The 26,758-nt window shown below is 60.0% G+C and carries 31 protein-coding genes; 14 read left to right on the plus strand and 17 right to left on the minus strand.

Annotated features, from left to right (window positions below):
• Nucleotides 1-226: 226 nt before the first annotated feature.
• Together folD and pbpG are read left to right on the plus strand one after the other, a co-directional pair.
• Nucleotides 227-1,081, plus strand: coding sequence for a bifunctional methylenetetrahydrofolate dehydrogenase/methenyltetrahydrofolate cyclohydrolase FolD (gene folD / locus CAF87_RS15875; RefSeq protein WP_085712473.1), 855 nt, complete (start codon nucleotides 227-229; stop codon nucleotides 1,079-1,081).
• A gap of 227 nt (nucleotides 1,082-1,308) precedes the next feature.
• Complete coding sequence (gene pbpG / locus CAF87_RS15880; protein ID WP_085712474.1) at nucleotides 1,309-2,247, plus strand: D-alanyl-D-alanine endopeptidase; 939 nt, start codon at nucleotides 1,309-1,311, stop codon at nucleotides 2,245-2,247.
• A gap of 54 nt (nucleotides 2,248-2,301) precedes the next feature.
• On the opposite strand, the gene CAF87_RS15885 is transcribed toward pbpG, so the two are convergent.
• Both CAF87_RS15885 and CAF87_RS15890 read right to left on the minus strand, forming a co-directional pair.
• Entirely contained in the window at nucleotides 2,302-2,508 is a 207-nt protein-coding gene (locus tag CAF87_RS15885) for a hypothetical protein (RefSeq protein WP_085732218.1), read from the minus strand.
• 97 nt (nucleotides 2,509-2,605) lie between these two features.
• Complete coding sequence (locus CAF87_RS15890; RefSeq protein ID WP_085732219.1) at nucleotides 2,606-3,277, minus strand: peptidase C39 family protein; 672 nt, start codon at nucleotides 3,275-3,277, stop codon at nucleotides 2,606-2,608.
• Nucleotides 3,278-3,508: 231 nt separating this feature from the next.
• Here CAF87_RS15890 and CAF87_RS29310 point away from each other — a divergent pair, with 231 nt between their 5' ends.
• Complete coding sequence (locus CAF87_RS29310) at nucleotides 3,509-3,676, plus strand: hypothetical protein (protein WP_170929601.1); 168 nt, start codon at nucleotides 3,509-3,511, stop codon at nucleotides 3,674-3,676.
• Between the two features lie 73 nt (nucleotides 3,677-3,749).
• On the opposite strand, the gene CAF87_RS15895 is transcribed toward CAF87_RS29310, so the two are convergent.
• Both CAF87_RS15895 and CAF87_RS15900 read right to left on the minus strand, forming a co-directional pair.
• A complete protein-coding gene (locus CAF87_RS15895) occupies nucleotides 3,750-4,499 on the minus strand; it encodes a TerC family protein (protein WP_085732220.1) in 750 nt (249 codons plus the stop codon).
• Nucleotides 4,500-4,527: 28 nt separating this feature from the next.
• Nucleotides 4,528-4,770, minus strand: coding sequence for a hypothetical protein (locus tag CAF87_RS15900; protein WP_085732221.1), 243 nt, complete (start codon nucleotides 4,768-4,770; stop codon nucleotides 4,528-4,530).
• 144 nt (nucleotides 4,771-4,914) lie between these two features.
• Here CAF87_RS15900 and nhaR point away from each other — a divergent pair, with 144 nt between their 5' ends.
• A complete protein-coding gene (nhaR, locus tag CAF87_RS15905; RefSeq protein WP_085732222.1) occupies nucleotides 4,915-5,814 on the plus strand; it encodes a transcriptional activator NhaR in 900 nt (299 codons plus the stop codon).
• Here nhaR and CAF87_RS15910 read toward each other — a convergent pair.
• Nucleotides 5,811-6,971 (minus strand): MFS transporter, encoded by a 1,161-nt coding sequence (locus tag CAF87_RS15910; protein ID WP_085732223.1) that lies wholly within the window; start codon nucleotides 6,969-6,971, stop codon nucleotides 5,811-5,813. The two genes, nhaR and CAF87_RS15910, sit on opposite strands and share 4 nt — an antisense overlap.
• A 337-nt stretch (nucleotides 6,972-7,308) precedes the next feature.
• Between CAF87_RS15910 and sstT the strand changes: the two genes are divergently transcribed.
• Nucleotides 7,309-8,541, plus strand: a complete 1,233-nt coding sequence (gene sstT / locus CAF87_RS15915; protein ID WP_085732224.1) for a serine/threonine transporter SstT — start codon at nucleotides 7,309-7,311, stop codon at nucleotides 8,539-8,541.
• 64 nt (nucleotides 8,542-8,605) lie between these two features.
• On the opposite strand, the gene CAF87_RS15920 is transcribed toward sstT, so the two are convergent.
• Nucleotides 8,606-9,115, minus strand: a complete 510-nt coding sequence (locus CAF87_RS15920; protein WP_085732225.1) for a DUF1993 family protein — start codon at nucleotides 9,113-9,115, stop codon at nucleotides 8,606-8,608.
• A gap of 124 nt (nucleotides 9,116-9,239) precedes the next feature.
• On the opposite strand from CAF87_RS15920, the gene CAF87_RS15925 reads away from it, so the two are divergent.
• On the plus strand, nucleotides 9,240-9,890 hold the full coding sequence (locus tag CAF87_RS15925; RefSeq protein WP_085732226.1) for a YceH family protein: 651 nt from the start codon (nucleotides 9,240-9,242) through the stop codon (nucleotides 9,888-9,890).
• Between the two features lie 17 nt (nucleotides 9,891-9,907).
• Here the strand turns inward: CAF87_RS15925 and CAF87_RS15930 are convergent, their stop codons facing one another.
• Complete coding sequence (locus CAF87_RS15930) at nucleotides 9,908-10,426, minus strand: cupin domain-containing protein (RefSeq protein ID WP_085732227.1); 519 nt, start codon at nucleotides 10,424-10,426, stop codon at nucleotides 9,908-9,910.
• Between the two features lie 97 nt (nucleotides 10,427-10,523).
• Nucleotides 10,524-11,342, minus strand: a complete 819-nt coding sequence (locus tag CAF87_RS15935; RefSeq protein WP_085732228.1) for a shikimate 5-dehydrogenase — start codon at nucleotides 11,340-11,342, stop codon at nucleotides 10,524-10,526.
• 254 nt (nucleotides 11,343-11,596) lie between these two features.
• On the opposite strand from CAF87_RS15935, the gene CAF87_RS15940 reads away from it, so the two are divergent.
• From CAF87_RS15940 to CAF87_RS15950, 3 genes are all read left to right on the plus strand, one after another.
• Nucleotides 11,597-11,941: a hypothetical protein gene (locus CAF87_RS15940; RefSeq protein WP_025108898.1), complete on the plus strand. Its 345-nt coding sequence runs from the start codon at nucleotides 11,597-11,599 to the stop codon at nucleotides 11,939-11,941.
• Between the two features lie 245 nt (nucleotides 11,942-12,186).
• Nucleotides 12,187-12,381 carry a hypothetical protein gene (locus CAF87_RS15945; protein ID WP_085712486.1) on the plus strand — a complete coding sequence of 65 codons (195 nt, stop codon included), beginning with the start codon at nucleotides 12,187-12,189 and terminating at the stop codon, nucleotides 12,379-12,381.
• Between the two features lie 102 nt (nucleotides 12,382-12,483).
• Entirely contained in the window at nucleotides 12,484-12,666 is a 183-nt protein-coding gene (locus CAF87_RS15950; RefSeq protein ID WP_085712487.1) for a hypothetical protein, read from the plus strand.
• Here CAF87_RS15950 and CAF87_RS15955 read toward each other — a convergent pair.
• Entirely contained in the window at nucleotides 12,663-13,724 is a 1,062-nt protein-coding gene (locus CAF87_RS15955; protein ID WP_085732229.1) for an AI-2E family transporter, read from the minus strand. The genes CAF87_RS15950 and CAF87_RS15955 overlap by 4 nt on opposite strands.
• 156 nt (nucleotides 13,725-13,880) lie before the next feature.
• Between CAF87_RS15955 and yegQ the strand changes: the two genes are divergently transcribed.
• The gene (gene yegQ, locus CAF87_RS15960) at nucleotides 13,881-15,209 is read left to right on the plus strand and encodes a tRNA 5-hydroxyuridine modification protein YegQ (protein WP_085732230.1); all 1,329 of its coding nucleotides are present in this window, start codon (nucleotides 13,881-13,883) and stop codon (nucleotides 15,207-15,209) included.
• A 6-nt stretch (nucleotides 15,210-15,215) separates the two neighbouring features.
• Here the strand turns inward: yegQ and CAF87_RS15965 are convergent, their stop codons facing one another.
• Nucleotides 15,216-16,079: a LysR family transcriptional regulator gene (locus CAF87_RS15965; protein WP_085732231.1), complete on the minus strand. Its 864-nt coding sequence runs from the start codon at nucleotides 16,077-16,079 to the stop codon at nucleotides 15,216-15,218.
• 101 nt (nucleotides 16,080-16,180) lie between these two features.
• Here CAF87_RS15965 and CAF87_RS15970 point away from each other — a divergent pair, with 101 nt between their 5' ends.
• Nucleotides 16,181-17,074, plus strand: a complete 894-nt coding sequence (locus tag CAF87_RS15970; RefSeq protein WP_256576019.1) for a DMT family transporter — start codon at nucleotides 16,181-16,183, stop codon at nucleotides 17,072-17,074.
• A gap of 9 nt (nucleotides 17,075-17,083) precedes the next feature.
• Here CAF87_RS15970 and CAF87_RS15975 read toward each other — a convergent pair whose 3' ends face one another.
• Complete coding sequence (locus CAF87_RS15975) at nucleotides 17,084-17,800, minus strand: FadR/GntR family transcriptional regulator (RefSeq protein WP_085732233.1); 717 nt, start codon at nucleotides 17,798-17,800, stop codon at nucleotides 17,084-17,086.
• 365 nt (nucleotides 17,801-18,165) lie between these two features.
• Between CAF87_RS15975 and CAF87_RS15980 the strand changes: the two genes are divergently transcribed.
• Complete coding sequence (locus CAF87_RS15980; protein ID WP_085732234.1) at nucleotides 18,166-19,512, plus strand: MFS transporter; 1,347 nt, start codon at nucleotides 18,166-18,168, stop codon at nucleotides 19,510-19,512.
• A 14-nt stretch (nucleotides 19,513-19,526) separates the two neighbouring features.
• Nucleotides 19,527-20,870, plus strand: a complete 1,344-nt coding sequence (gene gudD, locus CAF87_RS15985) for a glucarate dehydratase (protein WP_085732235.1) — start codon at nucleotides 19,527-19,529, stop codon at nucleotides 20,868-20,870.
• Here gudD and CAF87_RS15990 read toward each other — a convergent pair.
• Nucleotides 20,867-21,742: a LysR family transcriptional regulator gene (locus CAF87_RS15990; protein WP_085732236.1), complete on the minus strand. Its 876-nt coding sequence runs from the start codon at nucleotides 21,740-21,742 to the stop codon at nucleotides 20,867-20,869. The two genes, gudD and CAF87_RS15990, sit on opposite strands and share 4 nt — an antisense overlap.
• A gap of 159 nt (nucleotides 21,743-21,901) precedes the next feature.
• On the opposite strand from CAF87_RS15990, the gene ampC reads away from it, so the two are divergent.
• A complete protein-coding gene (gene ampC / locus CAF87_RS15995) occupies nucleotides 21,902-23,068 on the plus strand; it encodes a class C beta-lactamase (protein WP_085732237.1) in 1,167 nt (388 codons plus the stop codon).
• Nucleotides 23,069-23,129: 61 nt separating this feature from the next.
• Here ampC and CAF87_RS16000 read toward each other — a convergent pair whose 3' ends face one another.
• The 5 genes from CAF87_RS16000 to CAF87_RS16020 form a co-directional block, all read right to left on the minus strand.
• Nucleotides 23,130-23,402, minus strand: a complete 273-nt coding sequence (locus CAF87_RS16000; protein ID WP_085732271.1) for a hypothetical protein — start codon at nucleotides 23,400-23,402, stop codon at nucleotides 23,130-23,132.
• 536 nt (nucleotides 23,403-23,938) lie between these two features.
• Nucleotides 23,939-24,502, minus strand: coding sequence for a DUF4174 domain-containing protein (locus CAF87_RS16005; RefSeq protein ID WP_085732272.1), 564 nt, complete (start codon nucleotides 24,500-24,502; stop codon nucleotides 23,939-23,941).
• A gap of 182 nt (nucleotides 24,503-24,684) precedes the next feature.
• Nucleotides 24,685-25,026, minus strand: coding sequence for a hypothetical protein (locus tag CAF87_RS16010; RefSeq protein WP_085732238.1), 342 nt, complete (start codon nucleotides 25,024-25,026; stop codon nucleotides 24,685-24,687).
• Nucleotides 25,027-25,039: 13 nt separating this feature from the next.
• On the minus strand, nucleotides 25,040-25,825 hold the full coding sequence (locus CAF87_RS16015; protein WP_085732239.1) for a sulfite exporter TauE/SafE family protein: 786 nt from the start codon (nucleotides 25,823-25,825) through the stop codon (nucleotides 25,040-25,042).
• 95 nt (nucleotides 25,826-25,920) lie between these two features.
• On the minus strand, nucleotides 25,921-26,670 hold the full coding sequence (locus tag CAF87_RS16020; RefSeq protein ID WP_085732273.1) for a hypothetical protein: 750 nt from the start codon (nucleotides 26,668-26,670) through the stop codon (nucleotides 25,921-25,923).
• Between the last annotated feature and the right edge of the window lie 88 nt (nucleotides 26,671-26,758).

The following is a 26,758-nucleotide window of genomic DNA, read 5'->3' on the forward strand; positions in this document are numbered from 1 at the left end:
TCGCAAAACCTTGATTTCGCTCGACCTTCTTAACCAGTGCTAGGCTGTGCCCGACAAGTGCGACGAATAGTATAGAGCGACCTGCAGGTCGTCAAATCCTTTTTGAAAAAAATTCATTTAATTAAAGGGCTTAGGGGAATTTGCTGACCAAGCGCCTTTGCCCTCACCGTTTGACATGCGAGAATGCGTTCTCTTTTTTTCCCCTCTCGATGGTTAATCACGCGCAATGACTGCACAACTAATCGACGGCAAATCAATCGCCGCCAGCCTGCGCCAGCAGATCGCCCAACGGGTAGCCGAACGTCGCGAGCAAGGCTTGCGCACTCCCGGCCTCGCGGTGATCCTGGTCGGCAGCGATCCTGCCTCTCAGGTTTATGTCTCGCACAAGCGTAAAGACTGTGAAGAGGTCGGCTTCCTCTCCCAAGCCTACGACCTGCCTTCCGAAACCACTCAGGAAGCACTGACCGATCTGATCGATCGACTGAACGACGACCCGGCAATCGACGGCGTTCTGCTTCAACTTCCTCTGCCTGAGCACCTGGACGCGTCCAAGCTGCTGGAGCGCATCCGCCCGGACAAGGATGTCGACGGTTTCCATCCTTATAACGTCGGTCGCCTGGCCCAGCGCATTCCGCTGCTGCGTCCGTGCACGCCGAAAGGCATCATGACCCTGCTGGAAAGCACCGGTGTCGATCTGTACGGAATGGATGCAGTGGTCGTCGGCGCTTCCAACATTGTTGGTCGCCCGATGGCCATGGAGCTGCTGTTGGCCGGCTGCACCGTGACCGTGACCCACCGTTTCACCAAGGACCTGGCCGGCCATGTCGGCCGCGCCGATCTGGTGGTGGTTGCCGCCGGCAAGCCGGGCCTGGTCAAGGGCGAGTGGATCAAGGAAGGCGCGATCGTGATCGACGTCGGCATCAACCGTCAGGACGACGGCAAACTGGTCGGTGACGTCGTGTACGAAACCGCCCTGCCCCGTGCCGGCTGGATTACTCCAGTACCGGGTGGCGTCGGCCCGATGACCCGTGCCTGCCTGCTGGAAAACACCCTCTACGCGGCAGAAACCCTGCACGCTTAAGCGCTTTTTCCGCTTCAGGAGAACCCCGCCTTGTGCGGGGTTTTTCGTATCCTCGAAAAAACCTTTACCGTTCGCCGGAAACCCCTATTTTCACAGGGCTTTTCACGACTTTTTCATACCCTTCAAACAACCATCGACAGTTCTTCAGCCATACTCCTAAAATGCGTCGTTTTACGACACAGTCCGTTACAAAAAACGGCATTTCCAACCTTCATGAGTTCGCCCGCGTGAATATTCGTCTGTCCATCCTGAGCCTGGTTTTTGCATTTTCAGGCACACTCCTCACGCCAACGGTCAACGCCGCCGAAACCACCGCTGCCCCCCGAGACGCCTCGCAACTGAAAATTGCCTCCGGCAGCGCCCTGCTGATGGATCTGCAGACCAACAAAGTCATCTATTCCAGCAACCCGGACGTGATCGTGCCAATCGCCTCCGTCAGCAAGTTGATGACCGGTTTGGTTGTGGTTGAAGCGCACCAGAACATGGACGAATGGATTGACGTCGACATCAGCCACACCCCGGAAATGAAAGGCGTATTTTCCCGGGTCAAGCTGCGAAGTGAATTGCCGCGCCGGGAGATGCTGCTGATCGCTTTGATGTCCTCGGAAAACCGCGCCGCCGCCAGTCTCGCCCATCACTATCCGGGCGGATATGCAGCCTTCATCGCAGCAATGAACGCCAAGGCCAAGGCGCTGGGCATGACCAGCACCCACTTTGTGGAACCGACCGGCCTATCGGAGCGCAACGTCTCCACCGCGCGCGACCTGAGCAAGTTGCTGATGGCTGCGCAAAAGCATCCGATCCTGACCGAACTCACCACCACCAAGGAAAAAACCGTCTCGTTCCGCAAACCCAATTACACCCTGGGTTTTCGTAACACCGACCACCTGGTGAACAAGGCCGACTGGGACATCAAGATCACCAAGACCGGCTTCACCAATCCGGCCGGCCATTGCCTGGTGCTCGTGACTCGGATGAGCAACCGCCCGGTCGCCCTGGTGATTCTCGATGCGTTCGGCAAGTACACCCACTTCGCCGATGCCAGCCGCATCCGCAGCTGGGTGGAAACCGGTCGGAGCACCAACGTTCCGGCAGTGGCCCAGCAATACAAGGCCGAGAAAAACCTCAAGGGTCGCCAGAGCGGCGTGGTCGAAGCGTCCAAGTAAATCGCGACACAAGAAAAAGCCCCGAACATTCGGGGCTTTTTTTCGTCTGCCGGTTCAGTCGTTGGGCAGCGGCATCTGGTCATCATCGGGAATGCCGTCGCCGGCACTGGAGTCACGCCGATGTTCCGGGGTTACTACCGCAGGACGCGCCAATGGATCGCGTAGCGGGCTGTCCGGATCCAGCACCGGATCAACGTCCGGCTCCGGCGTAGTCGGCACACTGTCCGGCTTATGGTCGTCAAAGCTCGAATCGGTACTCATACGCACCTCTCATTCGGGTAATCACCCGAAAAAACCGGGCGTTACCCTTAAGAGCATAGCTGCGCGTCAGGGTGCCCGTCAGGAGACGGACGGAACCTCACTTCGCGTCCAGTGCCTTGCGCGCCTGCGCCGCCTCGCGTTCCTGGCCAGCCTGCGCCAGCTCATCAGCGGCTTTCAGCCAACGCTGGCGATCGACCGCTGCCGGGAGCTGCGAAGGCTTCTGAATCAATACCGCCCAGCCACCCGACTTCTCGAGCGCCGATTCAAAAGAACTGAAACTCATCAGTTCACGACGATTCATCCCCGCGCGCAACAGAACCTTCTGCTTCTTGCGGTCATAACCGGAAAGAATCGCGTACCGCGGCTCGGCCCAGAACGCCGATCCTTCGCTAAAGCGCACCATCACCGGATAACCTGCCGCCACCTGGGTCAGCAGCGCCGGCAAACGTGCATCTACCGGGTATACGACCATGCCGTATTCACGCGCCAGGTTCTGCATATTCTGTTGCAGCTTGTCCTCGGCGCCCGGTAGGTGCAGCGGCTTTTCCAGCAAGCCCGGCGTGATGACTATGCCCTGCTGCGACAGCAAGCTGGCGAGCACTTGCGGCCCACTCTGATTGGCTTCGCCACGATAGAAAGTGCCGCTGAGTTCGACGCGCTCCGGCAGGCGCTGGACTTCCGGCGCCACACTGCCCGCACACCCCACCAAAGCTGTCACGCAACCGGCCACCAGCAGTGCCATGCGAATCCGGGAAAATAGCTGCACCATCGTCACTCTCTTGATCAGTTACCGGTCATCGTGTTCCGGCTTGGTCGAGGATCATAGGACGGCGCAACGCTGCGGTATAGCCCAAAGGGGCAGATGCATCGGCTGCATAGAGCGAAGTGATTGGTCACCACCGACCTTTGGTCAATAGCCTGAAACACGCCAGCGACTAGACTGTCACTCGAAAGACAGCAAAAGAGTGAGCGCCCGACGCAGGGCAAAGAGGAGGCACCGATGAGCCTGACCATGACCATTGTGATGTTGATTGCCGGCTGGCTGGCCGTTGCCGGCGCCATGCTGTGGGGCGTACTGCGGATTTCCCGCCGCCATCACCACCCTGTGCAACCTGCACCGATCAAGAAGATCGAAAAACACAGCGCCCGTCACGCCACCGCGCACTGACGTCTTTCAACCGATTCAAACGACAAAGGCCGCGTTACTCTTGCGAGTGACGCGGCCTTCGATTTTCCAGCGGTTACGCCTGGGCAGCCAGTTTCTTCTGCTTCGCCCGACGGGACATCATGTTCAACACCTCGATCGCAGCCGAGAACGCCATGGCGGCATACACATAACCTTTCGGTACGTGGGCGCCGAAGCCTTCTGCGATCAGCGTCATGCCGATCATGATCAGGAAGCCCAGAGCCAGCATCACCACCGTCGGGTTGTCGTTGATGAACTTGGCCAACGGATCAGCCGCAAACAGCATCACCAGTACCGAAACCACCACCGCGATCACCATGATCGGCAAGTGTTCGGTCATACCGACCGCGGTAATGATGCTGTCGATCGAGAACACCATGTCCAGCATCAGGATCTGCCCGATGGCGGCAGCGAAGCCCAGGGTGACCGTCGACGTCGCGGACTTCGGATCTTCCGGCGCCGGGTCCATGCTGTGATGGATCTCGGTCGTCGCTTTCCACACCAGGAACAGGCCACCGGCAATCAGGATCATGTCCTTCCAGGAGAACGCCTGACCGAGGATCTCGATGACCGGAGCGGTCAACTGAACGATGAACGCGATAGTGCTCAGCAAGGCCAGACGCATGATCAGCGCCATGCCGATGCCCAGGCGACGGGCCTTCTGCCGGTACTGCTCGGGCAGTTTGTTGGTCAGGATCGAGATGAAGATCAGGTTATCGATGCCCAGCACGATTTCCATCACCACCAGTGTGGCCAAGGCAATCCAGGCGGTCGGGCTGGAAGCGAGTTCTAACAGATATTCCATGGGTCAGTCCTGACTCTTGTAAGACGGTTTAAATTTCCTTGGAGGAAGATTCGGATTTTTCCGCATCTTTTTCCGATGATTCCTTCTTGCCGATCAGATCGCCCGTGGCGTCACTGAGTGCCTGTTCGGCGGCTTTATGGGTGTCATCGATGGCTTGCTTGGCGCTCTCGGCGGCCTTGCCCATCAGTTGTTGCGCGCTTTTCTCGGCCTGGTCGCAACCAGCCATAAGCAGTAAAGACGTAAGCATCAGTGCCGGGATCGTGTATTTCATAAGGCTTCCTTCGAATGAACAGACAGGGTCACAGACCGCCCGTCGATGGCTGGGCATTCTAGGGAGACAAACACTTCAGAAAAATTCGTATTTTTAGCAGCTATACTTCGGTTTATACGAACTGTATTTGATGGACCAAACCCCATGCTCAATTACCGACAACTGCATTACTTCTGGGTGGTGGCCAAGACCGGCAGCATCGTGCGCGCCTGCGAGCAACTGAACCTGACGCCGCAGACCATCAGCGGGCAGATTTCCCTGCTCGAACAGACTTACGGCATCGAATTGTTTCAACGGGTCGGCCGGCAACTCGAACTCACCGAAGCCGGACGCCAGGCCCTGCCCTACGCCGAGCAGATGTTCCAGCTCGGCGGTGAACTGGAATTGATGCTGCGCGCACAGCCCAACGAACAGCAGATCCTGTTCCGGGTCGGCGTGGCGGACGTGGTGCCCAAATCCATCGTCTATCGCCTGATCGCACCGACCATGGAGCTCAGCGAACCACTGCGCATCACTTGCCGTGAGGACAAACTCGAACGCCTGCTGGCGGATCTGGCGATCCAGCGTCTGGACCTGGTGATCTCCGACAGCCCGATGCCCTCGCACCTGGACATCAAGGGCTACAGCCAGAAGCTTGGCGAATGCGGAATCAGTTTTTTCGCCACCGCCGAACTGGCGACGTCATACGGTCAGGACTTCCCGCGCAGCCTGCACGGTGCGCCGCTGTTGATCCCCGGCGCGGAGACCGTGGTGCGCAGCCGTTTACAGCGCTGGTTCGCCGAGCAACAGATTCAGCCAAGGATTGTCGGGGAGTTCGATGACAGCGCCTTGATGCAGGCGTTCGGTCAGTCCGGCAGCGGGATCTTTATCGGCCCGAGCGTGATTGCCGATGAGGTGAAGCGCCAGTACGGCGTCGAGTTGATCGGTCAGACCGATGCGGTGAGCGAGTCGTTTTACGCGATTTCGGTGGAGCGCAAGGTCAAGCACCCCGGCATCAAAGCGATTACCGAAGGTGCCCGACGCGAGCTGTTTATCGAGTTTTAAGCCTGTGCGCAGACCTCGCGCGGCTTGAGCACCATCAACACCATGGCGAGGAAAATCGACAGCAGGATGAATGCGGCCGCCGCAAATCCTACGAAGCCCAGCCCGGCACTGTCGATCACTCGACCGCCAATGATCGCGCCCAGGCCGATCCCGAGGTTGGCCCCGGCAATGTTCAGCGACGCGGCGAAAGCCGGCGCTTCAGGAGCCGCTTTCATCAAGCGCACGTGGCTGACCAGAAACAGCGCAGCCTGCGTCACGCCCCAGATACCCATTGCCGCTGCCAGACCCAGCGACGAATTGATGTTGGGCACCAGCGCCACCATCCCGGGGATCATGAATGCGCAGAACATCACCGAGGCCATCAGCGGATGGCGATCCACCGCGCGACCGCCCAACGAGTTGCCGATCAGGCCGACCGCGCCAAAGCCCATCAGGCACCAACCGACCACAGTGCCATTGAAGCCAGCCAGACGTTCGAGGATATCCGCCAGATAGGTGTAGGCGGTGAACATGCCGCTGAACACCAGGATCGACAGCAACACATGGCCAAGCATCAGCGGACTGCGCAGGATCTTGAACTGCGAAGCGAAGCTTACCTGATGCTGGTGCAGGCTGGTTTTCGGCAGATAGACAAACAGCAGCAACGCCTTGGCGAACGCGATCACCGCCAGAATGGCGAACGCACTGCGCCAGCCGAACGCATCGGAAATCAGCGTGCCGACTGGAATGCCGAATACCGTGGCGCAGACGATGCCGAAGCCGATCTTGGCAATGGCGCGACCGGCGAAGTCCGGGCCGACGATGTCCACGGCAGTTTCACTGGCCAAGGCCCAGAACACCGGCAAACCCAGCGCCGGGATCAACCGGGCAATGGCCATGACCCAGATGTTCGGCGCCAGCGCCGCCACCGTATTAGCCAGACCGAACATGATCAGGATGGTGATGAACAGTTTGCGTCGTTCGAAACGGGCGAAATATGCGGTCAAGAAAGGACCGAACATGGCCACGGTGAAGGCGAATAGAGTCACCAGCAACCCGGCTTGCGGGATGGTGACGGCCAGGTCGCGGGCAATCGCCGGCAGCAGGCCGACGATGACGAACTCCGTGGTCAGCACCGTGAATCCGGCGGCAGACAACAGAAGGATGGGCAACAGCATGAGGAACTCCAGCAAAACGACGACACCAGCGTTGACCCGAAGGCCCGCCGGCAGAACTTGAAAATAAGGATGCGCAATCTTAACAGAGTGTTTCCCGAGTGACTTGCACAAACCTGTCTATGTTGCCGAACGTTTCGGTGGCAGATCGTCACAGGCCTGAAGGATAAGGCCCACGCTGTGATAAAGTCCGCGCCCTGAAAAACGTACACCCTGTTCAGCCACCCGTTTAACGGCGTGGCTGTCGCGTCATTCCTTTCGGTTCGTGTCTGTGGCCTGCCCCCGATTCAACCCCCGGATCACGCAACCTTGCACCCTATAAAAAAGCAGAGATGCCGTTATGACCGCTTCATCCCCTTCTCTAATGCAACGCCTGAAACGCCTCAGCCTGGTCACGCAGATCCTGATCGGTCTGATTGCGGGTATTGCCCTGGCTCTCCTCGCGCCCGAGGCCGCCAAAGGCACCGCGTTCATCGGCAAGGTGTTCGTCTCGGCGCTCAAAGCCGTGGCGCCGATTCTGGTGTTCGTGCTGGTCATGGCCTCGATCGCCAACCACAAGCACGGCCAGGAAACCCATATCCGGCCGATTCTGTTCCTCTATCTGCTGGGCACTTTTGGCGCTGCGGCGGTGGCCGTGGTTGCCAGCACCCTGTTCCCGTCGCATCTGGTGCTGTCCACCGACAACGTCGCCGTGACGGCACCGGGCGGCATCGGTGAAGTCCTGCAAAGCCTGCTGTTGAGCGTGGTCGACAACCCGCTCACGGCGCTGATGAACGCCAACTTCATCGGCATTCTGGCCTGGGCCATCGGCATGGGCGTCGCCATCCGCCACGCCGGTGACACCACCCGCGAAGTGGTCAGCGATTTGTCCAACGGCGTGACCCTGATCGTGCGCGTGGTGATCCGCTTCGCACCGCTGGGGATTTTTGGCCTGGTGGCTTCGACCCTGGCCACTTCCGGTTTTGGCGCACTGGTCGGTTACGCCCACCTTTTGGCGGTGCTGTTGGGCTGCATGGCGTTCGTGGCGCTGGTGATGAACCCGCTGATCGTGTTCTGGAAGCTGCGCCGCAACCCGTACCCGCTGACGCTCAAATGCCTGCGTGAAAGCGGCATCACCGCGTTCTTCACCCGCAGCTCGGCAGCGAACATTCCGGTCAACCTGGAATTGAGCAAACGCCTGGGCCTGCATGAAGACACCTATTCGGTATCGATTCCACTGGGCGCGACCATCAACATGGCCGGTGCATCGATCACCATCACCGTGCTGACTCTCGCCGCCGTGCACACCCTGGGCATCGCGGTAGACATCCCGACCGCGATCCTGCTCAGTGTTGTCGCTGCAATCTGTGCGTGCGGCGCGTCCGGTGTAGCGGGTGGTTCGCTGTTGCTGATCCCGCTGGCGTGCAGCCTGTTCGGCATCCCGAGCGAAATCGCCATGCAGGTGGTGGCAGTCGGCTTCATCATCGGCGTACTGCAGGATTCGGCCGAGACGGCGCTGAACTCCTCCACCGACGTGCTGTTCACCGCTGCGGCTTGCCTGGGCGAAGAACAGAAAGCACAGCGCCCGGCGTAAACACCGAGCGCAACAAAAAGCCCGCCAAGGCGCAAACCTTGGCGGGCTTTTTTATGCGTCGGGTTTAGAACGCACCCATGTAATCGCGCTTGCCGATTTCAACGCCGTTGTGACGCAGCAGGTCGTAAGCAGTGGTGACGTGGAAGAAGAACTGCGGCAGGCCGTAGCTCAGCAGGTAAGCCTGGCCACTGAAGCGCTTCTCTTTCGGGGTGCCCGGACGGGTCACGATCTCGATGCCTTCCTTGCCGTTGATTTGCTCAGGCTTGATCTCGCCGATGAAGGCCAGCACCTTGGTGATCAGCGCTTGCAGCTCGGCGAAGGTGGTTTCGGTGTCGTCGTATTTCGGGATTTCGACTTCAGCCAGACGCGAGGAAACGCCTTTGGCGAAGTCCACGGCGATCTGCACCTGACGCACCAGCGGGAACATGTCCGGGTACAGACGCGCTTGCAGGAAGGCGTTCGGGTCGATGTTTTTCGCGGTGGCGTGGGCTTCGGCTTTTTTCAGCACATCGCTCAGGGCGTTGAGCATTTGTTGAAAAACCGGGACGGATGCGGCGTACAGGGAAATGGTCATGGCAGTCTCACGTGGTGGCTGGGTGAATCGTGGGCCGATTATAGCCATGCTCGCGGGCCGCGCGACTTGTCTTTTATCCAGCAAGGATTAGGCTAGGCGCCTTCGACTGCAGAGGGAACGCGCGATGTCCACAGAACTTGAAACCAACGTCAACGAACCACGGCTCAACGCCACGGAAATCCGCATCCTGGGTTCGCTGATCGAGAAACAGGCCACCAGCCCGGAAACCTATCCGCTGACCCTCAACGCGCTGGTACTGGCCTGCAATCAGAAAACCAGCCGGGAACCGGTGATGAACCTGACCCAGGGCCAGGTCGGCCAGAGCCTGCGCGCCCTCGAAAGCCGCGGTTTCGCCAAACTGGTGATGGGCAGCCGCGCCGACCGCTGGGAGCACAAGGTCGACAAGGCGCTGGAACTAGTGCCGGCGCAATTGATCCTGACCGGCTTGATGTTCCTGCGCGGCCCGCAGACCGTCAACGAACTGCTGACCCGCAGCGGTCGCATGCATGAATTCGAAGATGCCGAACAAGTGGTGCATCAGCTGGAACGCCTGATCGCTCGGGACCTGGCGGTACTGATTCCGCGTCAGGCCGGCCAGCGCGAAGACCGCTACACCCATGCACTTGGCGATCCGGCAGACATCGAGGCGATTATCGCGGCGCGGCAGAATCCGAGTGAGCGAGGGACTGTCAGCGGTGTTTCTGTCGAGCGCATCGAAGAGCTGGAAGCGCGGATTGCAGCGCTGGAAGAGCGTCTGGCCCGCCTCGAAGAATAAGCGCACCCGGGGCGGCGTTATTCGCCGTCCCAGTAATCCACCCCGTCCGCCTGCCGCGCCACCGCGACGAAGCCCGAGGCCTTGCCTTCGGCATCGATGCTGAAATTATCCATTACCGCGTATTTGTTCGAATCCGGGTACTCACAGATTTCCGGCTGTTGCTGAGTGCTTACCGCCAGATAGCGCAGTTCTTGCGAGCTGGTATTGATGATCTGATGCGCCGCTTCAGGACCGCCCGGTGGACAGGCGATCACGTCGCCGGCGCGTATCGGGAAACGCTCAGCGCCAAGGCGCACCTCCCCTTCCCCGGCCACCACGTAGAACATTTCCTCATTGACCCGATGACTGTGAAACGGACTGCCGCGCATCCCCGGCGGCAGCGCATACAGCCGATAACCAAGCTTCTGCGCGCCCAGTTGCTGGCCGACCCGGGCGAACCTCTGCTGATAACGCCCGGCGGTTTCGCCTTCGGGGGCCAGGGATTCGGGGAATGGTTCGAGTTCGACATCATTCAGGTTGAGAATCGGCGGGTGCATGCAAACCTCGGTTCTTGTGATGGGCAAGTCTGTACTTGCTGATCCAGCAGTATAGGCAACGGCAAATCCGGGCGGATTTGCCGTTGCTCAGGCCCCATCAACTGCGGGCAAACGCCACGGCCGCATCGAACTGCTCGACCGTCGGTCGCACGCCGGTGTACAGCACGAACTGCTCCAGCGCCTGGATCGCGATCACTTCCAGCCCGGTGATCACTTTTTTACCTTCAGCACGGCCGCGCACGATCAGCGGGGTTTCCGAGGGGATCGCCACCACATCGAACACGGTGTCGGCAGACTTGATCACATCCACCTCAAATGCCAGCTGCCCCGCTTCCGGACCGCCGTCCATGCCCACAGGCGTTACGTTGATCAGCATCTGCGGGCGTTCCTCGCCCAGTTCCGCCTGCCAGCGATAACCCAGGGAATCTGCCAGCGCACGGCCGGCGCGCTCGTTGCGGGCGACGATCAGACCGTTCTTGTAACCGCCATCGCGCAAGGCACTGGCCACTGCCTTGGCCATACCGCCGCTGCCGCGCAGGGCGAAAGTCGAGCCTTTCGGCACCGCGTGGGTTTCCAGCAATTGGGCGATGGCGATGTAATCGGTGTTGTAGGCCTTGAGATGGCCGTTGGTGTTGACGATGGTGTTGATCGACTGAATCGCCGCTGCCGAGGCATCCAGTTCATCGACCAGCGCAATGCTGGCCTCCTTGAAGGGCATCGACACCCCGCAACCGCGAATGCCCAGCGCCCGGATCCCGCCGACGGCGCCCGGCAGGTCCTGGCTGCTGAAGGCCTTGTAGTAGAAATTCAGGCCCAGTTGCTCGTACAAATGGTTATGAAAACGCAGACCGAAATTCCCGGGACGCCCAGACAGGGACATGCACAGTTGGGTGTCTTTGTTGGGGTTCATCTGCATGGGAGGCTCCTTCGAATGCACTTTCGGATGGACGGGATTAGCCAGACCATCGGGTTCTGAACGATCATAAGGCGGTCTGTTCCGGGCATCACAGCCGTTGCCTGAAACCCGGTAAGCAAGCCGGTACAGACCTTACACAAAATTTACCCAGCCGCCGTGCTGTTTTTCCAAATGTTGCTGTCTTAGAAGTATCCCCGCGCTATCCCGAGCCTGTTGCAGGCCCGGACGCCGGGTCGAAGAACCGAGGATTAATCATGATTCGTAAACTCCCCATCGTGGCCTTGTTGATTGGTGCATTCGCGATCACGGGTCAGGCAGAAGCCCACGGCGGTGGCTGGCAGGGTCCGGCGGTATTTGGTGCGATCGTCGGCTCGGCCATCATCGGCTCGGCGCTCATCAACCAGGATCGGCCGGTGTACGTCCAACAGCCTGTTTACGCTCAACCGGCACCGGTCTACGTGCAGCAACCGCCGCCACCGGTCTACTACCAGCCGGCCCCGGTTTATGTGCAGCAACCGGTTTATGTTCCGGGCCCGGTCTACTACGGTCCGCCCCGTGGTTATTACGGCCACCCGCACTACTACGGTGGTCGCTGGTAAGCACACAGACAAAGCCCCGCTTTTACAGCGGGGCTTTTTTTGGCCTTGAGCAAGCCGACCGTCCGTCGGCCAACGTCTGAAAAAATCTCGCCAAGGTCGCTGTGGAGACAGTTCCACCCGTTAAAGTCGGCATGATGGACTCGACTGTTGAGCCGAAACACACAACGGTCATCTATTTGTCATGACGGAACCGCAATCTGAATCCGTCCGCATACAACAGGTTGATAAAAACAAGGACGACTGGAATGCCAACACAGAATCCGCACCGCATCGTCGGTTTATGCACCTCAAGCAAGGTGTACAACGCCCTGACCGAGCTCAAGCACCTGGAAGGCCACCGCACGGCGAAGTTTGTGTCGCTGCTGGCGGAAAACCTGGTGCGCAAGGGTTTGCTCAACGAGCACGAGATTGTGCACATGCTCGATCAAGTGGTCGATTGAGCCAGTCCTCAACGGCATCAATGTCCACTATCGAAAGCGTTGATTGTCCCTGAAACGGCCAAGTCCCTAAGGTAGCTCCATAGATTGATGGAGGTACTTTTCATGGCACAGGTTCAAATCATGTCAGTTGTCGGCAGCGCGGTTCCCGCATCCCTCAGAGAGCTTGGATTGCTCGCCTGCTGGTATCTGGTACGCGACGGCGAGCCGGTCAGCGGCCCGCTCACTTCGCTGCCAGCTGCCCAAGCGTTGTCGCAACGACTGATCAACGGCCCGTTCAAGGCTTAAGGCAACTGCACCTTCGGTCTGGTTTCGACGAACAGCGCCCAGCTCGACATGAACAATGCAGCGATCAGCGGCCCGATCACGAAACCATTGAGACCGAACACCGCCATCCCGCCCAGCGTCGAGATCAGGATCATGTAGTCCGGCATGCGCGTGTCCTTGCCCACCAGCACCGGACGCAGCACATTGTCCACCAGGCCGATCACGAATATCCCGAACAACCCCAGCACCACGCCCTGCCAGATCATCCCGCTGAGCAGGAAATACACCGCCACCGGCGCCCAGACAATGCCCGCCCCCACTGCCGGCAACAGCGACAGAAACGCCATCAACACCGCCCAGAGCAACGCGCTGGGAATATCGAGAAACCAGAAAATCGCCCCGCCCAATGCGCCCTGAGTGATAGCCACCAGCAGGTTGCCTTTCACCGTGGCGCGCACCACCCGGTTGAATTTCAGTTGCAGCCGACGCTTGTGATGCTCTTCCAGCGGCACCGCCGTACGCACTTTGCGCGCCAGTTCGGCACCATCGCGCAGAAAGAAGAACAGCAAGTACAACATGATGAAAAAACTCACCACAAAATCGAATGTGCCCTGGCCGAAGCTGAACGCCTGGCTCGCCAGCACCTGACTGCCTTGCATCGAGGCCTTGACGATTTTCTCGCGCAAGGCATCGAGTTCGCCCACACCAAACCGGTCGAGCAAGTGCTGAAAGTACGGCGGAAGGCTATGCTTGAACTGCGCCAGATAGGCGCCGATATCGAGCTTGCCGCTTTCGATATTGTCGTAGAGCGTCGCCCCTTCCTGCACCAGCAACACACTGATGACGATCACCGGCAAGATCGCGATCACCAGGCAGACACTCAGGGTGCACAGTGACGTCAGGTTGCGTTGCCAGCCGAATTTCTGCTGCAACCGGCGCTGCATCGGCGCAAACAGAATGCCGAGAATCACCGCCCAGAACACCGCACCGTAGAACGGCAGCAGGATCCAGATAAAGGCCACCGTCACCAGCAACAACAGCACGGTGAGGGATTTGAATTGCAGACTCTTTTGGTTCATGTCCGGTCCATGTCAGTCAGGCGCCACGCGCACCCGCCCAACTTAGTCAGCCCGCGCCCGCGCGAGTGCCATCTTTGTTCATGGAGCATAGATCCAGATCAATAAACCCTCGCCGCACCTCGTTTACCCTCCCGCGCTTTTGCGACCGACACCGCCATGATGCCCTCCTTCACCCCGGAACTGCTCGCCCCCGCCGGCACCCTGAAAAACATGCGCTACGCCTTCGCCTATGGCGCCGATGCGGTTTATGCCGGCCAGCCGCGCTACAGCCTGCGGGTGCGCAACAACGAGTTCGACCACGCCAATCTCGCCCTCGGCATTCGTGAAGCCCAGGCCCAGGGCAAGCGTTTCTATGTGGTGGTCAACATCGCGCCGCACAATGCCAAGCTCAAGACCTTCCTCAAGGATCTGGCGCCGGTGATCAAGATGGCGCCGGACGCACTGATCATGTCCGACCCCGGCCTGATCATGCTGGTGCGCCGGCACTTTCCGCAGATGCCGATTCACCTTTCAGTACAGGCCAACACGGTGAACTGGGCGAGCGTCGAGTTCTGGCAGCAACAGGGGCTGAGCCGGATCATTCTGTCCCGGGAACTGTCACTGGAAGAGATCGGCGAAATCCGCGAGCAGGTGCCGGGCATGGAGCTGGAAGTGTTCGTCCACGGCGCGCTGTGCATGGCTTATTCCGGCCGCTGCCTGCTCTCGGGTTACATGAACAAGCGCGACGCCAATCAAGGCACCTGCACCAATGCCTGCCGCTGGAAATATTCGGCCCAGGAAGCCACCGAAAACCAGCTCGGCGAGATCGTGCAGACCTTCGAACCGCAGCCGACCCTCGGCCTCGGCGCCCCCACCGATCAGGTATTCCTGTTGCAGGAAGCCAACCGCCCCGGAGAGATGATGCCGGCCTTCGAAGACGAGCACGGCACCTACATCATGAACGCCAAGGACCTGCGTGCGGTGCAGCACGTCGAGCGCCTGACCCGCATGGGCGTGCACTCGCTGAAGATCGAAGGCCGGACCAAATCCCACTTCTATTGCGCCCGCACCACTCAGGTTTACCGCCGGGCCATCGACGATGCGGTGGCCGGTCGCGAATTCGACCGCAGCCTGATGACCGATCTGGAATCTCTCGCCCAGCGCGGCTACACCGAAGGCTTCCTGCGCCGGCACGTGCATGACGAATACCAGAACTATCAGAACGGCAGCTCGGTGTCGGAACGTCAGCAATTCGTTGGCGAGCTGACTGGCGAACGCCGGGATCGTCTGGCCGAGGTCAAAGTGAAGAACCGCTTTGCCCTGGGCGATCATCTGGAACTAATGACGCCCAAGGGCAACTTCCATTTTGATCTGCATGAATTACAGAGCCTAAAGGGCGAGGCCATCGACGTGGCGCCAGGGGACGGGCACACGGTGTACCTGCCGATTCCGGATGCGGTGGATCTGCGCTTCGGCTTGTTGATGCGCGACGTGAGCGGGACCTGATCCGGCTCAGGCAAACTCCTCGCGCAACATCGCCACAAACGCCTCACGCGCCGGGTGCACCCCGGCGTTTTCATGCCAGTAGAACAAGTTGTCGATGGCGGTCAGTTCGGAGAATTCGTAACCCGCACACCCCGCGCCTTTGGCGTATTGCTCGAACACGCCTTTGGGCACCAGCGCTACGCCAGCGCCGGCACTCACGCAACCGACAATCGCCCCGTAACTGGCCAGACTGACAATCGGCAACGACAGGCCCTGACGCAACAGCCAGTGTTCCAGCGCGGCGCGATACGGACAGCCTTGGGGCCACATGAACACGGTCTTGTCCTGCAAATCGTCGAGGTCGCGTATCGGCCCGAAAGAAGTCGAAGCGATCAGCAGAAGTTCCTCTCGATACATCGGCGTGCGTTTGAGCTGGGAGCGCTCGACGTCCACCGCGACGATCGCGCCGTCCAGACGATGACTGACCGTATCGTCGAGCAACTGGCCCCAAGTGCCAGTAGTCAGTTCCAACGCCACATTCGGATAGCGCTTGTGAAATTTCGCCAGCAGGCGTGGCAGACGCCCGGTGGCCGAAGACTCGATGGCGCCGATGCGCAGCGGCCCGGACGGCTCGGCGGCGGGATCGACTGCGCGTTTGGCTTCGGCCGTCAGCGCCAGAATCTTCTCCGCGTAGGCGAGAAAGGTCTGTCCCGCCGGACTGATCCGCAGCCCGCGCCCTTCGCGCAGAAACAGCGCAACCCCCAGTTCCGCTTCCAGGGATTTGATCCGCGCCGTGATGTTCGACGGTACGCAAAACAGCTTTTCAGCCGCTTTGGCGATGCTGCCGACCTCGGCCACGGTCTTGAACATGCGGATTTGCGCCAGCTCCATAATCATCACTCTGAGTGAATGGTTCGCGCAGTATAAGTCAGTTGTGGCGAATGATTGGCCACCCGGATACTCGACGCATCAATCCTCCTGGTGCCTCGCTCATGCCTTCCACTTCGCCTTTGAAAATTCTGTTGGCCATGGCTTTCGTCGTCGGCTGCTGGGCCTATTCGCCGACCGGCATCCATATCGGCCTGCAAGCCTACGATCCGGGTCATCTGGCGTTGCTGCGGTTTCTGCTGGCGTCGCTGTTCATGGCGGTGATTGCTGGTTTCAAAGGCATTCATCTGCCGCGCCTACAGGATTTGCCACTGTTACTGGCCCTGGGCTTCTTTGCCGTCAGCCTGCATCACGTGGTGCTGAACATCGGCCAGCAAAGCGTCAGCGCCGGCGCGTCCAGTGTGCTGGCGCAATCGACGCCGCTGTTCAGCACGCTGCTGGCGCGGTTTCTGTTCAAGGATCGGGTCAGCGTCTGGCGCTGGGGCTGTGTGCTGACGGGATTCGTCGGCGTGGTGATTGTGGTCAGCGGTGATCGCGGCCTCGGCAGCATCGACGCCCATGGTCTGCTGATCCTGCTGGCGGCGGTGTCGTGGAGCGTTTACTTCGCCCTGCAAAAACACCACGCCCGGCGCTATGACGGGCTGACGCTGGTTTGCTACACGGTGTGGTCCGGCACGCTGCTGTTGTTGATTTACTTGCCGGAGCTGGCCGACAGCGTGGCCAGTGCGCCGCTGCGAGTGCAATGGGCGGTGCTCGCTCTGGGGGTGTTTCCCAGCGCCCTCGCCTATCTGGCGTGGGCGTTCGTGCTCAAGCATGTGGACCTGAGCCGGGCTACGATGACGCTGTACCTGATTCCGCCGACCGCAATGGGGATTGCTTCCGTGGGCCTGGGCGAACGCCCGACGCAGCTGGTGCTGGTGGGTTCGGCGGTGGTGTTGATTAGCGTGCTGGCGTTGAATCTGGAACGGCCGGCGGTGGTCCGGGCCATCGAGACTTGAGTCGCAGCGTCAGGCACCGCCCGCCGAAAACCGGTCGCGGCTGTTGCTCAGGTGCAGCCACATCGCTGCCCGGGCCGCTTCCGGATCCTGGCGTTTGATCGCGTTGAAAATCGCTTCATGTTCGAGATTCGCCAGTTGCCCGAGCTTGCTCAAATCCACCGCCCCGCGCTCGGCCGCATTGACTCGAGTGCGCGGGATCATCGCGCTGCCCAGCTGCTGCATGATTTCGGTGAAACAGACATTGCCGGTGGCTTCGGCAATCAGCAGGTGAAAGCGCCGGTCGGCCTCGACGCAACTGTCGTTGTTGGCCAATAGACGCTGGTAGTCGTCCAGCGCCTGACGCATCTGCATCAGTTGCTGTTCGGAACGACGCTGCGCGGCCAGTGCTGCTGCTTGCGTCTCCAGCCCCATGCGCAATTCGAGAATGCTGCGCACGCCCAGCGCGGTGTCGACATTCAGCCGCAACCCCTGCTCCGGCACGCGCTCGATCACAAAGGTGCCGATGCCGTGCCGCGTCTCCACCAACCCCGACGCCTGCAATTTGGAAATCGCCTCACGCACTACGGTGCGGCTGACGCCGTGCTCCTGAACGATCGAGTTCTCCGACGGCAACTTGTCACCGGGCAACATCTGGCCGAGCAGGATGCTCTGGGTGAGTTTTTCCACCAGGTCATGGGCCAGGTTGTGCGCGCGTTTACGGGCGGGGGCGTCGAGGTCTTCTTGCATGGTCGGTTCCGGTGATCGGGGCAAGCCGATCGTAGCACTGCAGGCGATGACTTGTATGAGCTCCTATGATTTCAGGCGCTCTACTTGTATGACAACAAGTGATTTTCGCTAAAAACCATTAACTAGTTTCACGCCAGCACTGCACATTCGCTGGCTTGGCATTCTGCACCGCAGCCCGTCACAATCCTTTAAAACCCAACAAATACGGCACTTTAAATCCAGAAAAGCATAAAAGCCCTTCGCCGTAGATAAATTTGATTGAGCGTTGCCGCTTGTAGGACAAAAAAATCTAGTTGTATGATGTCTATCAACAACGCAGTACCCAATCACACCCCGCATAAAAATAACGAGTGGGAGAAAATCAAGTGAAATCATCCATTGCCGGGATGAACGAGGGCACCGATTCGGTGCTGTCCTCCGCCATTGCCAAAGTCAAACGCCACGTCCTGCCGCTGTTCGTCATCATGTTCATCGTCAATTACATTGACCGGGTGAACATCGGCTTCGTCCGCACCCACATGGAACATGATCTCGGCATCGGCGCCGCTGCCTATGGGTTCGGTGCCGGTCTGTTCTTCATCGGTTACGCGCTGTTCGAAGTCCCCTCCAACATGCTGCTGCAAAAGGTCGGCGCGCGAATCTGGCTGACCCGCATCATGCTCACCTGGGGACTGGTGGCCGCCGGCATGGCGTTCATCCAGAACGAAACCCACTTCTACATCCTGCGCTTCTTGCTCGGTGTGGCCGAGGCCGGGTTCTTTCCCGGGGTGATCTACTACTTCACCCGCTGGTTGCCGGGGGCCGAGCGCGGCAAGGCGATTGCGATTTTCTTGAGTGGTTCGGCGGTGGCCTCGCTGATTTCCGGCCCGTTGTCCGGCCTGCTGTTGCAGATCGAAGGTCTGGGCCTGCACGGCTGGCAGTGGATGTATTTCATTGAAGGGATGTTCTCGGTCGGCCTCTGCGTGTTCGTCTGGTTCTGGCTCGACGCCAAACCCCACGACGCCAAGTGGCTGACCCACGCCGAGCAGGATGCGCTGGTCAAAGCCATCGACGACGAACAGAAGGCCCGCGAAGCCGCGACCCCGATCCGGCCGTCGCTGGGCAAACTGCTCAAGGACCGCCAGATCATTCTGTTCTGCCTGATCTACTTCTTCATTCAATTGACCATCTATGCCGCGACCTTCTGGCTGCCGAGCATCATCAAGAAGATGGGCGAGATGAGCGACTTCCAGGTTGGCCTGTTCAACTCGATTCCATGGCTGCTGTCGATCATCGGCATGTATGCGTTCGCCTCGTTCTCGGCCAAATGGAAACACCAGCAGGCGTGGGTGGCCACCGCATTGCTGATCGCCGCTGCGGGGATGTTCATGTCCACCACCGGCGGGCCGATTTTTGCCTTCGTCGCGATCTGCTTTGCCGCACTGGGTTTCAAATCTGCTTCATCGCTGTTCTGGCCGATTCCGCAGGCCTATCTCGATGCGCGGATCGCCGCTGCCGTGATCGCGCTGATCAACTCGGTGGGCAACCTCGGCGGCTTCGTCGCCCCCACCACTTTCGGCCTGCTGGAACAACACACCGGTTCGATCCAGGGCGGCCTCTATGGTCTGGCCGCGACCTCGATCATCGCCGCGATCATCGTGTTCGCCGCCCGCATGACACCCAAATCCGCACCTGATATCGCCGTGGCCGATGCCGCGCCGAAACACGCTTGAAAGGACAACGCCAAATGACCGCATACGACATCGCCAAAGCCCCGATCATCACCGAGATGCAAGTCATCCCGGTGGCCGGCCACGACGGTATGCTGCTCAACCTGAGCGGCGCCCACGGGCCGTTTTTCACCCGCAACATCGTCATTCTCAAGGACAACGCCGGCCACACCGGCGTCGGTGAAGTACCCGGCGGCGAGCGTATCCGCCAGACCCTTGAAGACGCCCGCAGCCTGGTGGTCGGCAGCCCGATCGGCACGTATCAGAAGATCCTCAATCAGGTGCGCCAGACTTTCGCCGACCGCGACGCCGGCGGCCGTGGCCTGCAGACGTTCGACCTGCGCATCACCATTCACGCGGTCACCGGGCTGGAAGCCGCCCTGCTCGACCTGCTCGGCCAGCACCTCGACGTGCCGGTGGCCGCATTGCTCGGCGAAGGCCAGCAACGCGACGAAGTGAAGATGCTCGGTTATCTGTTCTACGTGGGCGATCGCCGGGAAACCGACCTCGCCTACCGCAGCGAACCGGATGCCGACAACGACTGGTTCCGCGTGCGTCACGAAAAAGCCATGACTGCCGACGCCGTGGTGCGTCTGGCGGAGGCGGCCCATGCGCGTTACGGCTTCAAGGACTTCAAGCTCAAGGGTGGCGTGCTCAGCGGCGATGCCGAAATCGAAGCGGTGACGGCACTGGCCGAGCGCTTCCCCGACGCCCGCATCACCCTCGATCCGAACGGCGCGTGGTCACTGAAAGAAGCGATCCGTCTGTGCCGCGACCAGCATCATGTGCTGGCCTACGCCGAAGACCCGTGCGGTGCGGAAAACGGTTATTCAGGACGTGAAGTGATGGCTGAATTCCGTCGCGCCACCGGCCTGAAAACCGCCACCAACATGATCGCCACCGACTGGCGCGAAATGGGCCACGCAATCCAGTTGCAGTCGGTAGACATCCCGCTGGCCGACCCGCATTTCTGGACCATGCAGGGCTCGGTGCGGGTGGCGCAGATGTGCCACGAATGGGGCCTGACGTGGGGTTCGCACTCCAACAATCACTTCGACATTTCCCTGGCGATGTTCACCCACGTCGCGGCCGCGGCGCCGGGCGACATCACTGCCATCGACACCCACTGGATTTGGCAGGACGGCCAGCGTCTGACCAAGGCACCGCTGCAAATCGTCGACGGCTGCGTGCAGGTGCCGAAGAAACCGGGGCTGGGGGTGGAGCTGGACATGGACCAGGTGTCCAAGGCCCACGAACTCTATAAAGGCATGGGGCTGGGCGCACGGGATGACAGCGTGGCGATGCAGTTTCTGATTCCGGGCTGGACGTTCGATAACAAGCGGCCGTGCCTGGTGCGCTAAGCCTGCGCGGCCTCCAGCAACCAGTGCCTGAACGCCGCCATCGCCGACGTCTCCGGCCGTGACTGCAAGCGCGTCAGCCAGTAGCTGCCGGTGGTGATTTCGATGGCAAAGGGTTGGCGGATCAGGTCCGCCGCCAGTTGTCGTGCAAACATTAATGGCGGCGCCAGTGCTACCCCGCCGCCCTGCAACGCCGCTTCCATCATCGCCAGCGACGAGTCGAACACGATGCTCTGGGGCGGCGCGGCATGGGTCGCCAGACCGGCCGCGTAAAACCAGTCCGGCCACTCATCGGTGCGATAGGAACGCAGCAAACGCTGCTGCAAAAGATCACCCGGCGTGTGCAATTGCCGGGCAATTTCCGGGACGCATAACACCGACAACGGGGCCTCAAGCAAACGGGTCGCCTCGATACCGTGCCACGCCCCGGCGCCAAACCGGATCGCGTAATCCAGCCCTTCAGCGGCGACGTCCACCCGATTGTTGTTGGTCGACAGTCGCAAATCTATGAGCGGATGTTTCGCCTGGAAGTCCGCCAGCCTCGGCAACAACCAACCCACGGCGAAAGTACCCACCGCGCCGACCGTGAGCATTTCCCGATATTGCCCGCCCGCCAGACGCTCGAGCATCTGCGCGATATGATCGAACGACGTGGTCAGCACCGGCAGCAGGGTTTCGCCCTCGCCGGTCAGCATCAGCCCACGGGGCAGGCGTTTGAACAGGATCACGCCGAGTTGCGCCTCCAGGCTTTTGACCTGATGGCTGACGGCCGCCTGAGTCACACACAACTCCACGGCGGCACGGGTGAAACTCAGGTGGCGCGCGGAAGCTTCAAAAGCGCGTAATGCATTCAATGGCAATTGAGGTCGAATCATGCCAAATCCCAAATTTTTCTAATGGCTCGTCCGAGATTTCATCGTTTGTCGAAAGACGCGGGACTGCCTAGATTTGCGGCGCTGATCAGCAACCCGATGAAAAAACGCTCGCAGTGTAGCGGGATAACACCATCAACACTCATGGAGAGTGGTTCAAGCATGTCTTCGATCAACCTGAACAAACTCAAGTCTTTCAGCGCTTTCGGACTTTTCTTCAGCGCCGCCACTTGCCTGGCCGCCCCGCAAACCGACGATCAGTTGCAGGCGCTGGTCAAGGCCACTGTGACTCCAGTCATGCAGCAACAGGACATCGCGGGGCTGGCCGTGGCCGTGACCGTCGATGGCAAGGCGCATTACTTTAACTACGGGGTCGCCGACAAGAGCACCGGGCAAGCGGTGAATGAAAACACCCTGTTCGAAATCGGCTCGGTGAGCAAAACCTTCACCGCAACCCTCGCCGCCTACGCCCAGGCCAGCGGCAAACTGCAATTCTCCGACAAGGCCAGCCAGCACTGGCCCGAGCTGAAAGGCAGCGCCTTCGACCAGATCAGCCTGCTGCAACTGGGCACCTACAGCGCCGGTGGCCTGCCGCTGCAATTCCCGGATGCCGCGGATTCTTCCGACAAGATGCTCGGCTATTACCAACAGTGGAAACCGACTTATCCGGCCGGCAGCCAGCGCCTGTATTCCAACCCGAGCATCGGCCTGTTCGGTTATCTGGCAGCCAAAAGCCTCGGCCAGCCGTTCGATCAGGTCATGACCGAAAACCTGCTGCCGAAACTCGGGCTCGAGCACACCTTCCTGTCGGTGCCCGCATCTGAGCAAAATCTGTACGCCCAAGGCTATGACAAGAACAACAAACCGATTCGAGTCAGCCCCGGCGCCCTCGACTCCGAAGCCTATGGCGTGAAAACCAGCACTTCAGATCTGCTGCAATTCGTCCAGGCCAACCTCGACAGCGCCAAACTCGAAACACCGCTGCAAAAAGCCATCGCCCTCACCCACACCGGCTACTACACCGTCGGCGACATGACCCAGGGACTGGGCTGGGAACGCTACGCCTACCCGATCAGCCTGGCCCGCCTGCTGGACGGCAACTCCACGCCGATGGCCATGGAACCGCACAAGGTCAAATGGCTCACTCCGCCACAGCCGGAACCGGCGAACGTGCTGCTGAACAAGACCGGCTCCACCGCTGGCTACGGCGCGTATGTCGCGTTCGTGCCGTCGAAGAACGTCGGGATCGTGATTCTGGCGAACCGCAGCTACCCGAATGGAGAGCGGGTGAAGATTGCGCACAGGATTCTGGGGGAGTTGACCCGGTAATCACGCCATAAAAAACGGGCGGCCTGAGAAGGTCGCCCGTTTTTGTTTGAGGGTTTGAAAACTACGCCTGTAGCTTCCAGCCCAGTACATCCATCAGGTCGCAGCTGTCGCGCAGAGGGATTGCCAGCACTCGGGCGAAATCCTGCAGCAGTAATGCGTCATGGCCGGTGCCGTCGCTGAGGGAAAGGGTTTCCAGCAGTTGAGTCACGCTGCGCAAGCGGTAGGCGGCGGTGCCGTGGAGTACGTCTACCGGGGCTTCGCGATCGATCAGAAGGCAGGGAATCTGGCAGTCGATGCCGGTGATGGGAATGTAGCGGGGTTTGGGGTTGGCGATGTGTTCGGGGGAATCTGGGTTCGCGGAGGTTTCGGCTGCGTTCGAATCAAATTTGTTCATGCGTGAAGATCTCGTGCAGTTAGAGAAAAAACTGCCGAGCTCCCTTCCACAAGAGGGTGGCAGCTTTGCGCAGGTGTGGAAGTCCGGGACCCCGAGAAAAACCCGGTGCACTCTAGAGTGCTCCTGCGCATAGCTGCCATAAACAAACAATGTTGGCATATAAGGCGCCAACAAGTGTTTACAGGCGCACATGCGCTTTCAGGATTCACCGGACTTCCACATCCGACCGCTGATTTTGCAGCGGCCCGGAAAGGTTATCGACATGGGTCTCGGAGCACCAGATCACCAGCGCCGACGCGCGTTGCAGGAAAAATCCGATGGATTTGAAGGGTGTTGCGCAACTCATTCCACTCGGAATATGCGGCAACTATTTTCATAAGGCGGGTATCACTACAACTTGTGACACGCGGGCAATAAAAATGGCGAACGGTAAAATCCGTTCGCCATTTTGTGTTCAGGTCACCCGAACCACGCTCTCAATCATCCGGCATTTCCGGCGGCTTGGCGGGTTTCGCAGGTTTTGCCGGTTTGCCGTTCTTCGTTCCCTTGGCCGGTGCCGCCTCGGCGGCCGCTGGAGGTGGAGGCGCGGCGACCAGTTCCTTCTCGGCGGCCGGCAATGCATCGATGGTGTCGAAGACTTTCTTCAGGTCCACCGACTTTGCCTCGTCCCCGGCGGCCGACAGTTTGGTTTCCCCGTCCTTGCCCATCAGAAAGACTTTCGGATAGGCCCCGGCACCCAGCTTCAGCGAGCGCAGCAACGCCATGGTGTCCTGTTGACCAAGATCCTTGCCGTCAAGCTGTCCGGCCATATTGAGGATGGTGTAGACCTTGAGCTTGCGGTCAGCGATCCCCTGCTTGTTGGCCGGATCCTCAAGGGACTTTTTCAGGCTCACCCAGACCGGGTCGACCGTACTGCTGGCGATGACGATCAAGGGGCGGTAGTTGCCTTTGTCGACATCCAGAGGGGAATCGTTGTCCCCGGCGAACAAGGGGCCGGCAATCGCCAGCAAGAGTGTCAGGGTCAATGACCTGATGAGCATGCGCATCTCCTTTTGATATCCACGCTCTAATGATTGCGCATCGTGGCGATTGTTCCGGGGGTTGCCCGGCAAATATGTTTCGCCTTGTTCAAAGCGTAGGTCAGCAACGATTTTGCGCAACCGCATGCGCTCGATCATGTCGCGCATTTGATTACCTTTTATGACCGTATCGGGATGACGATTCAGCCAGAAATACTCGCCTGGCGCAGTACCGAATCCAGCGCCGCTTCCAGCCCGGACGATTCGACACGTCGGCCTTCAAGCCGCAGCGCTCCGTCAGCGAGGTTGACGCTCAAGGTCACCGCAGGCATGTCGCCCGGATACTTGCGCAGCAACAGGTCGATGCCGTCGGCTGTTTCTTCACTGGAGATCAGATCCCACTGGCTTGCGCTCAAGTCCAGCAGCGTCTGATTGCGCTGTTGATCGACCACCCGCGGCGCGTAGAGCCAGTGGCTCATGCGCATTTCCCGGGGCTCGACCGTGATGGCGAGGCGGCCATTGCAATGGAATGCTGTTTCGCTCATGGCTGCCTGCCGATCAGAACGCCAGCTTGTAACCGATCAACACCAGCATCGTCGCCAGGCACGGACGCAGCAGTTCGTCGGAGACGCGGCCGGTGAGATGACTGCCAAGCCAGATGCCAGGCAGCGAACCCATCAGCAGAAAGCCCAGCACGCCCCAGTCCATGTTGCCCATGCTTGCGTGGCCGAGGCCGGCGACCAGGGTCAGCGGTACGGCGTGGGCGATTTCGGTGCCGACCAGGCGGCGGGTCGGCAGCAGCGGATAGAGGATGAACAGCGCGACGGTGCCGAGGGCGCCGGCGCCGATGGAGGTCAGGGCGACCATGGTGCCGAGGATCAGACCGGTGATCACGGTCATGATGTTCAGGCGCGTGCCGCTGGGGTTGTAGTTGCCGCCGGCACGTTTGTGGGCGAATTCCAGCAGGCGTTTCTTGAACAGAATCGCCAGCGCCGTGGCGAACAGCACGAAGCCCAGCGCCTGCTTGATGATGGCGTTCATCGCATCCGGCGCGGTGTGCAGGGTACTGAGGAACCACAACGTCATCGCCACCGCCGGGACACTGCCCAGGGTCAGCCAGCCGGTGATGGCCCAATCGATGTTCTTGTTTTTCCTGTGCACCAGCACGCCGCTGGATTTGGTGATGGCGGCGTACAGCAGGTCAGTGCCCACCGCTGTGGCCGGATTGATGCCGAACCACAGCAGGATCGGCGTCATCAACGAACCGCCGCCGACACCGGTCATGCCGACGATGAACCCCACCACCAGCCCGGCAATCACCAGACCGAAATTTGCCAATTCCATTAAGACATCCAGAAGACGACAGGAAAAATCTGGCCCGCAGCATAGCGATTTTTCTTATAACCTCCTATATCGATCCGATCTATCGTTATTCCATTTCACTGCACCGGTAGAAAATTCAAAAACAGCAGGCTCTGGGCGTAATTCAAACCGATTCGCCGGTAGCGCTCGTCGAGCATCTGGGTCAGCAGATCGAGGCGCGCCACGACTTTGCCGAACTCGGTGGCGAAGCTCAGGTTGCTGCCCTCTTCTGAAATTTCGTTGGAGAACAGCAGCGGCTGGCCTTCCTTGTTCTGCCGCTGGGCGAGGATCCACGTGGCTTTCTCGATGTTGCGTGCCGCGTTGTTGACGAAGGTCGGGTTGATCGCATCGGTCATGTAGAACTCGATGCGGTTGCCGTGGGCCGTGACCAGCATGCTGCCGATGGCATAGATGAAGGCGCCTACCCGGTCACCGAGGAACTCCGGGCTCATCGCATAGCTCAGCGCGGCCAGGTCTTTTTTGCCGCCAAGGGTCGGCAGTGGTTGCTGCTGCTCGATGGCCAACCGCACCTGCTTGACCGCCGTGCGAATGTCGAGGAAACCGGATTTGCGCAGTTCGTCCGGGTTGCGCAGGTACAACTTGCCCATCAAGCGATAGAGGCTGTCGAGGTTGTCGCGCATCGCCAGCGTGGCCATGCGGTCGACGCTGGTCTGAAGAAACTCCTGAGGCCTGCCCTCGCGCATCTGGCTGATGAAATTGTTGCCGTCCTGATGACTGCAACCACCGAGCAGCAGCGTCGACAAGCAGGCCAGCAGCAGGCACGGGCGATGAATGAATGCAGCGATGGGGTGCAAAACTCTCGGCATGAATTCTTTGACGGACACGTTCCTGTGCGGCGGAAGTCACCGCACCCTGGGCATGGATAGAGCCGGGGATTTCGCAAAAGTGCAGTGC

Source organism: Pseudomonas sp. R38(2017) (assembly GCF_002112395.1).
Taxonomy (GTDB): Bacteria; Pseudomonadota; Gammaproteobacteria; order Pseudomonadales; family Pseudomonadaceae; genus Aquipseudomonas.

What these genes read in the sequence shown, in the direction of transcription:
- CAF87_RS15955 (WP_085732229.1), bottom strand. Translation starts at nt 13,724, where the DNA reads ATGAACCAAAAGAGTCTGCAATTCAAATCCCTCACCGTGCTGTTGTTG.
- CAF87_RS15970 (WP_256576019.1), top strand. Translation starts at nt 16,181, where the DNA reads ATGCCTTCCACTTCGCCTTTGAAAATTCTGTTGGCCATGGCTTTCGTC.
- CAF87_RS15900 (WP_085732221.1), bottom strand. Translation starts at nt 4,770, where the DNA reads ATGAAATACACGATCCCGGCACTGATGCTTACGTCTTTACTGCTTATG.
- CAF87_RS15890 (WP_085732219.1), bottom strand. Translation starts at nt 3,277, where the DNA reads ATGGTGCAGCTATTTTCCCGGATTCGCATGGCACTGCTGGTGGCCGGT.
- CAF87_RS15925 (WP_085732226.1), top strand. Translation starts at nt 9,240, where the DNA reads ATGTCCACAGAACTTGAAACCAACGTCAACGAACCACGGCTCAACGCC.
- nhaR (WP_085732222.1), top strand. Translation starts at nt 4,915, where the DNA reads ATGCTCAATTACCGACAACTGCATTACTTCTGGGTGGTGGCCAAGACC.
- sstT (WP_085732224.1), top strand. Translation starts at nt 7,309, where the DNA reads ATGACCGCTTCATCCCCTTCTCTAATGCAACGCCTGAAACGCCTCAGC.
- CAF87_RS15885 (WP_085732218.1), bottom strand. Translation starts at nt 2,508, where the DNA reads ATGAGTACCGATTCGAGCTTTGACGACCATAAGCCGGACAGTGTGCCG.
- CAF87_RS29310 (WP_170929601.1), top strand. Translation starts at nt 3,509, where the DNA reads ATGAGCCTGACCATGACCATTGTGATGTTGATTGCCGGCTGGCTGGCC.
- CAF87_RS15920 (WP_085732225.1), bottom strand. Translation starts at nt 9,115, where the DNA reads ATGACCATTTCCCTGTACGCCGCATCCGTCCCGGTTTTTCAACAAATG.
- CAF87_RS16005 (WP_085732272.1), bottom strand. Translation starts at nt 24,502, where the DNA reads ATGCTCATCAGGTCATTGACCCTGACACTCTTGCTGGCGATTGCCGGC.
- yegQ (WP_085732230.1), top strand. Translation starts at nt 13,881, where the DNA reads ATGATGCCCTCCTTCACCCCGGAACTGCTCGCCCCCGCCGGCACCCTG.
- CAF87_RS15965 (WP_085732231.1), bottom strand. Translation starts at nt 16,079, where the DNA reads ATGGAGCTGGCGCAAATCCGCATGTTCAAGACCGTGGCCGAGGTCGGC.
- ampC (WP_085732237.1), top strand. Translation starts at nt 21,902, where the DNA reads ATGTCTTCGATCAACCTGAACAAACTCAAGTCTTTCAGCGCTTTCGGA.
- CAF87_RS15895 (WP_085732220.1), bottom strand. Translation starts at nt 4,499, where the DNA reads ATGGAATATCTGTTAGAACTCGCTTCCAGCCCGACCGCCTGGATTGCC.
- gudD (WP_085732235.1), top strand. Translation starts at nt 19,527, where the DNA reads ATGACCGCATACGACATCGCCAAAGCCCCGATCATCACCGAGATGCAA.
- CAF87_RS16020 (WP_085732273.1), bottom strand. Translation starts at nt 26,670, where the DNA reads ATGCCGAGAGTTTTGCACCCCATCGCTGCATTCATTCATCGCCCGTGC.
- CAF87_RS15975 (WP_085732233.1), bottom strand. Translation starts at nt 17,800, where the DNA reads ATGCAAGAAGACCTCGACGCCCCCGCCCGTAAACGCGCGCACAACCTG.
- CAF87_RS15940 (WP_025108898.1), top strand. Translation starts at nt 11,597, where the DNA reads ATGATTCGTAAACTCCCCATCGTGGCCTTGTTGATTGGTGCATTCGCG.
- folD (WP_085712473.1), top strand. Translation starts at nt 227, where the DNA reads ATGACTGCACAACTAATCGACGGCAAATCAATCGCCGCCAGCCTGCGC.
- CAF87_RS15950 (WP_085712487.1), top strand. Translation starts at nt 12,484, where the DNA reads ATGGCACAGGTTCAAATCATGTCAGTTGTCGGCAGCGCGGTTCCCGCA.
- CAF87_RS16015 (WP_085732239.1), bottom strand. Translation starts at nt 25,825, where the DNA reads ATGGAATTGGCAAATTTCGGTCTGGTGATTGCCGGGCTGGTGGTGGGG.
- CAF87_RS15935 (WP_085732228.1), bottom strand. Translation starts at nt 11,342, where the DNA reads ATGCAGATGAACCCCAACAAAGACACCCAACTGTGCATGTCCCTGTCT.
- CAF87_RS15930 (WP_085732227.1), bottom strand. Translation starts at nt 10,426, where the DNA reads ATGCACCCGCCGATTCTCAACCTGAATGATGTCGAACTCGAACCATTC.
- CAF87_RS15990 (WP_085732236.1), bottom strand. Translation starts at nt 21,742, where the DNA reads ATGATTCGACCTCAATTGCCATTGAATGCATTACGCGCTTTTGAAGCT.
- CAF87_RS16010 (WP_085732238.1), bottom strand. Translation starts at nt 25,026, where the DNA reads ATGAGCGAAACAGCATTCCATTGCAATGGCCGCCTCGCCATCACGGTC.
- CAF87_RS15910 (WP_085732223.1), bottom strand. Translation starts at nt 6,971, where the DNA reads ATGCTGTTGCCCATCCTTCTGTTGTCTGCCGCCGGATTCACGGTGCTG.
- CAF87_RS15945 (WP_085712486.1), top strand. Translation starts at nt 12,187, where the DNA reads ATGCCAACACAGAATCCGCACCGCATCGTCGGTTTATGCACCTCAAGC.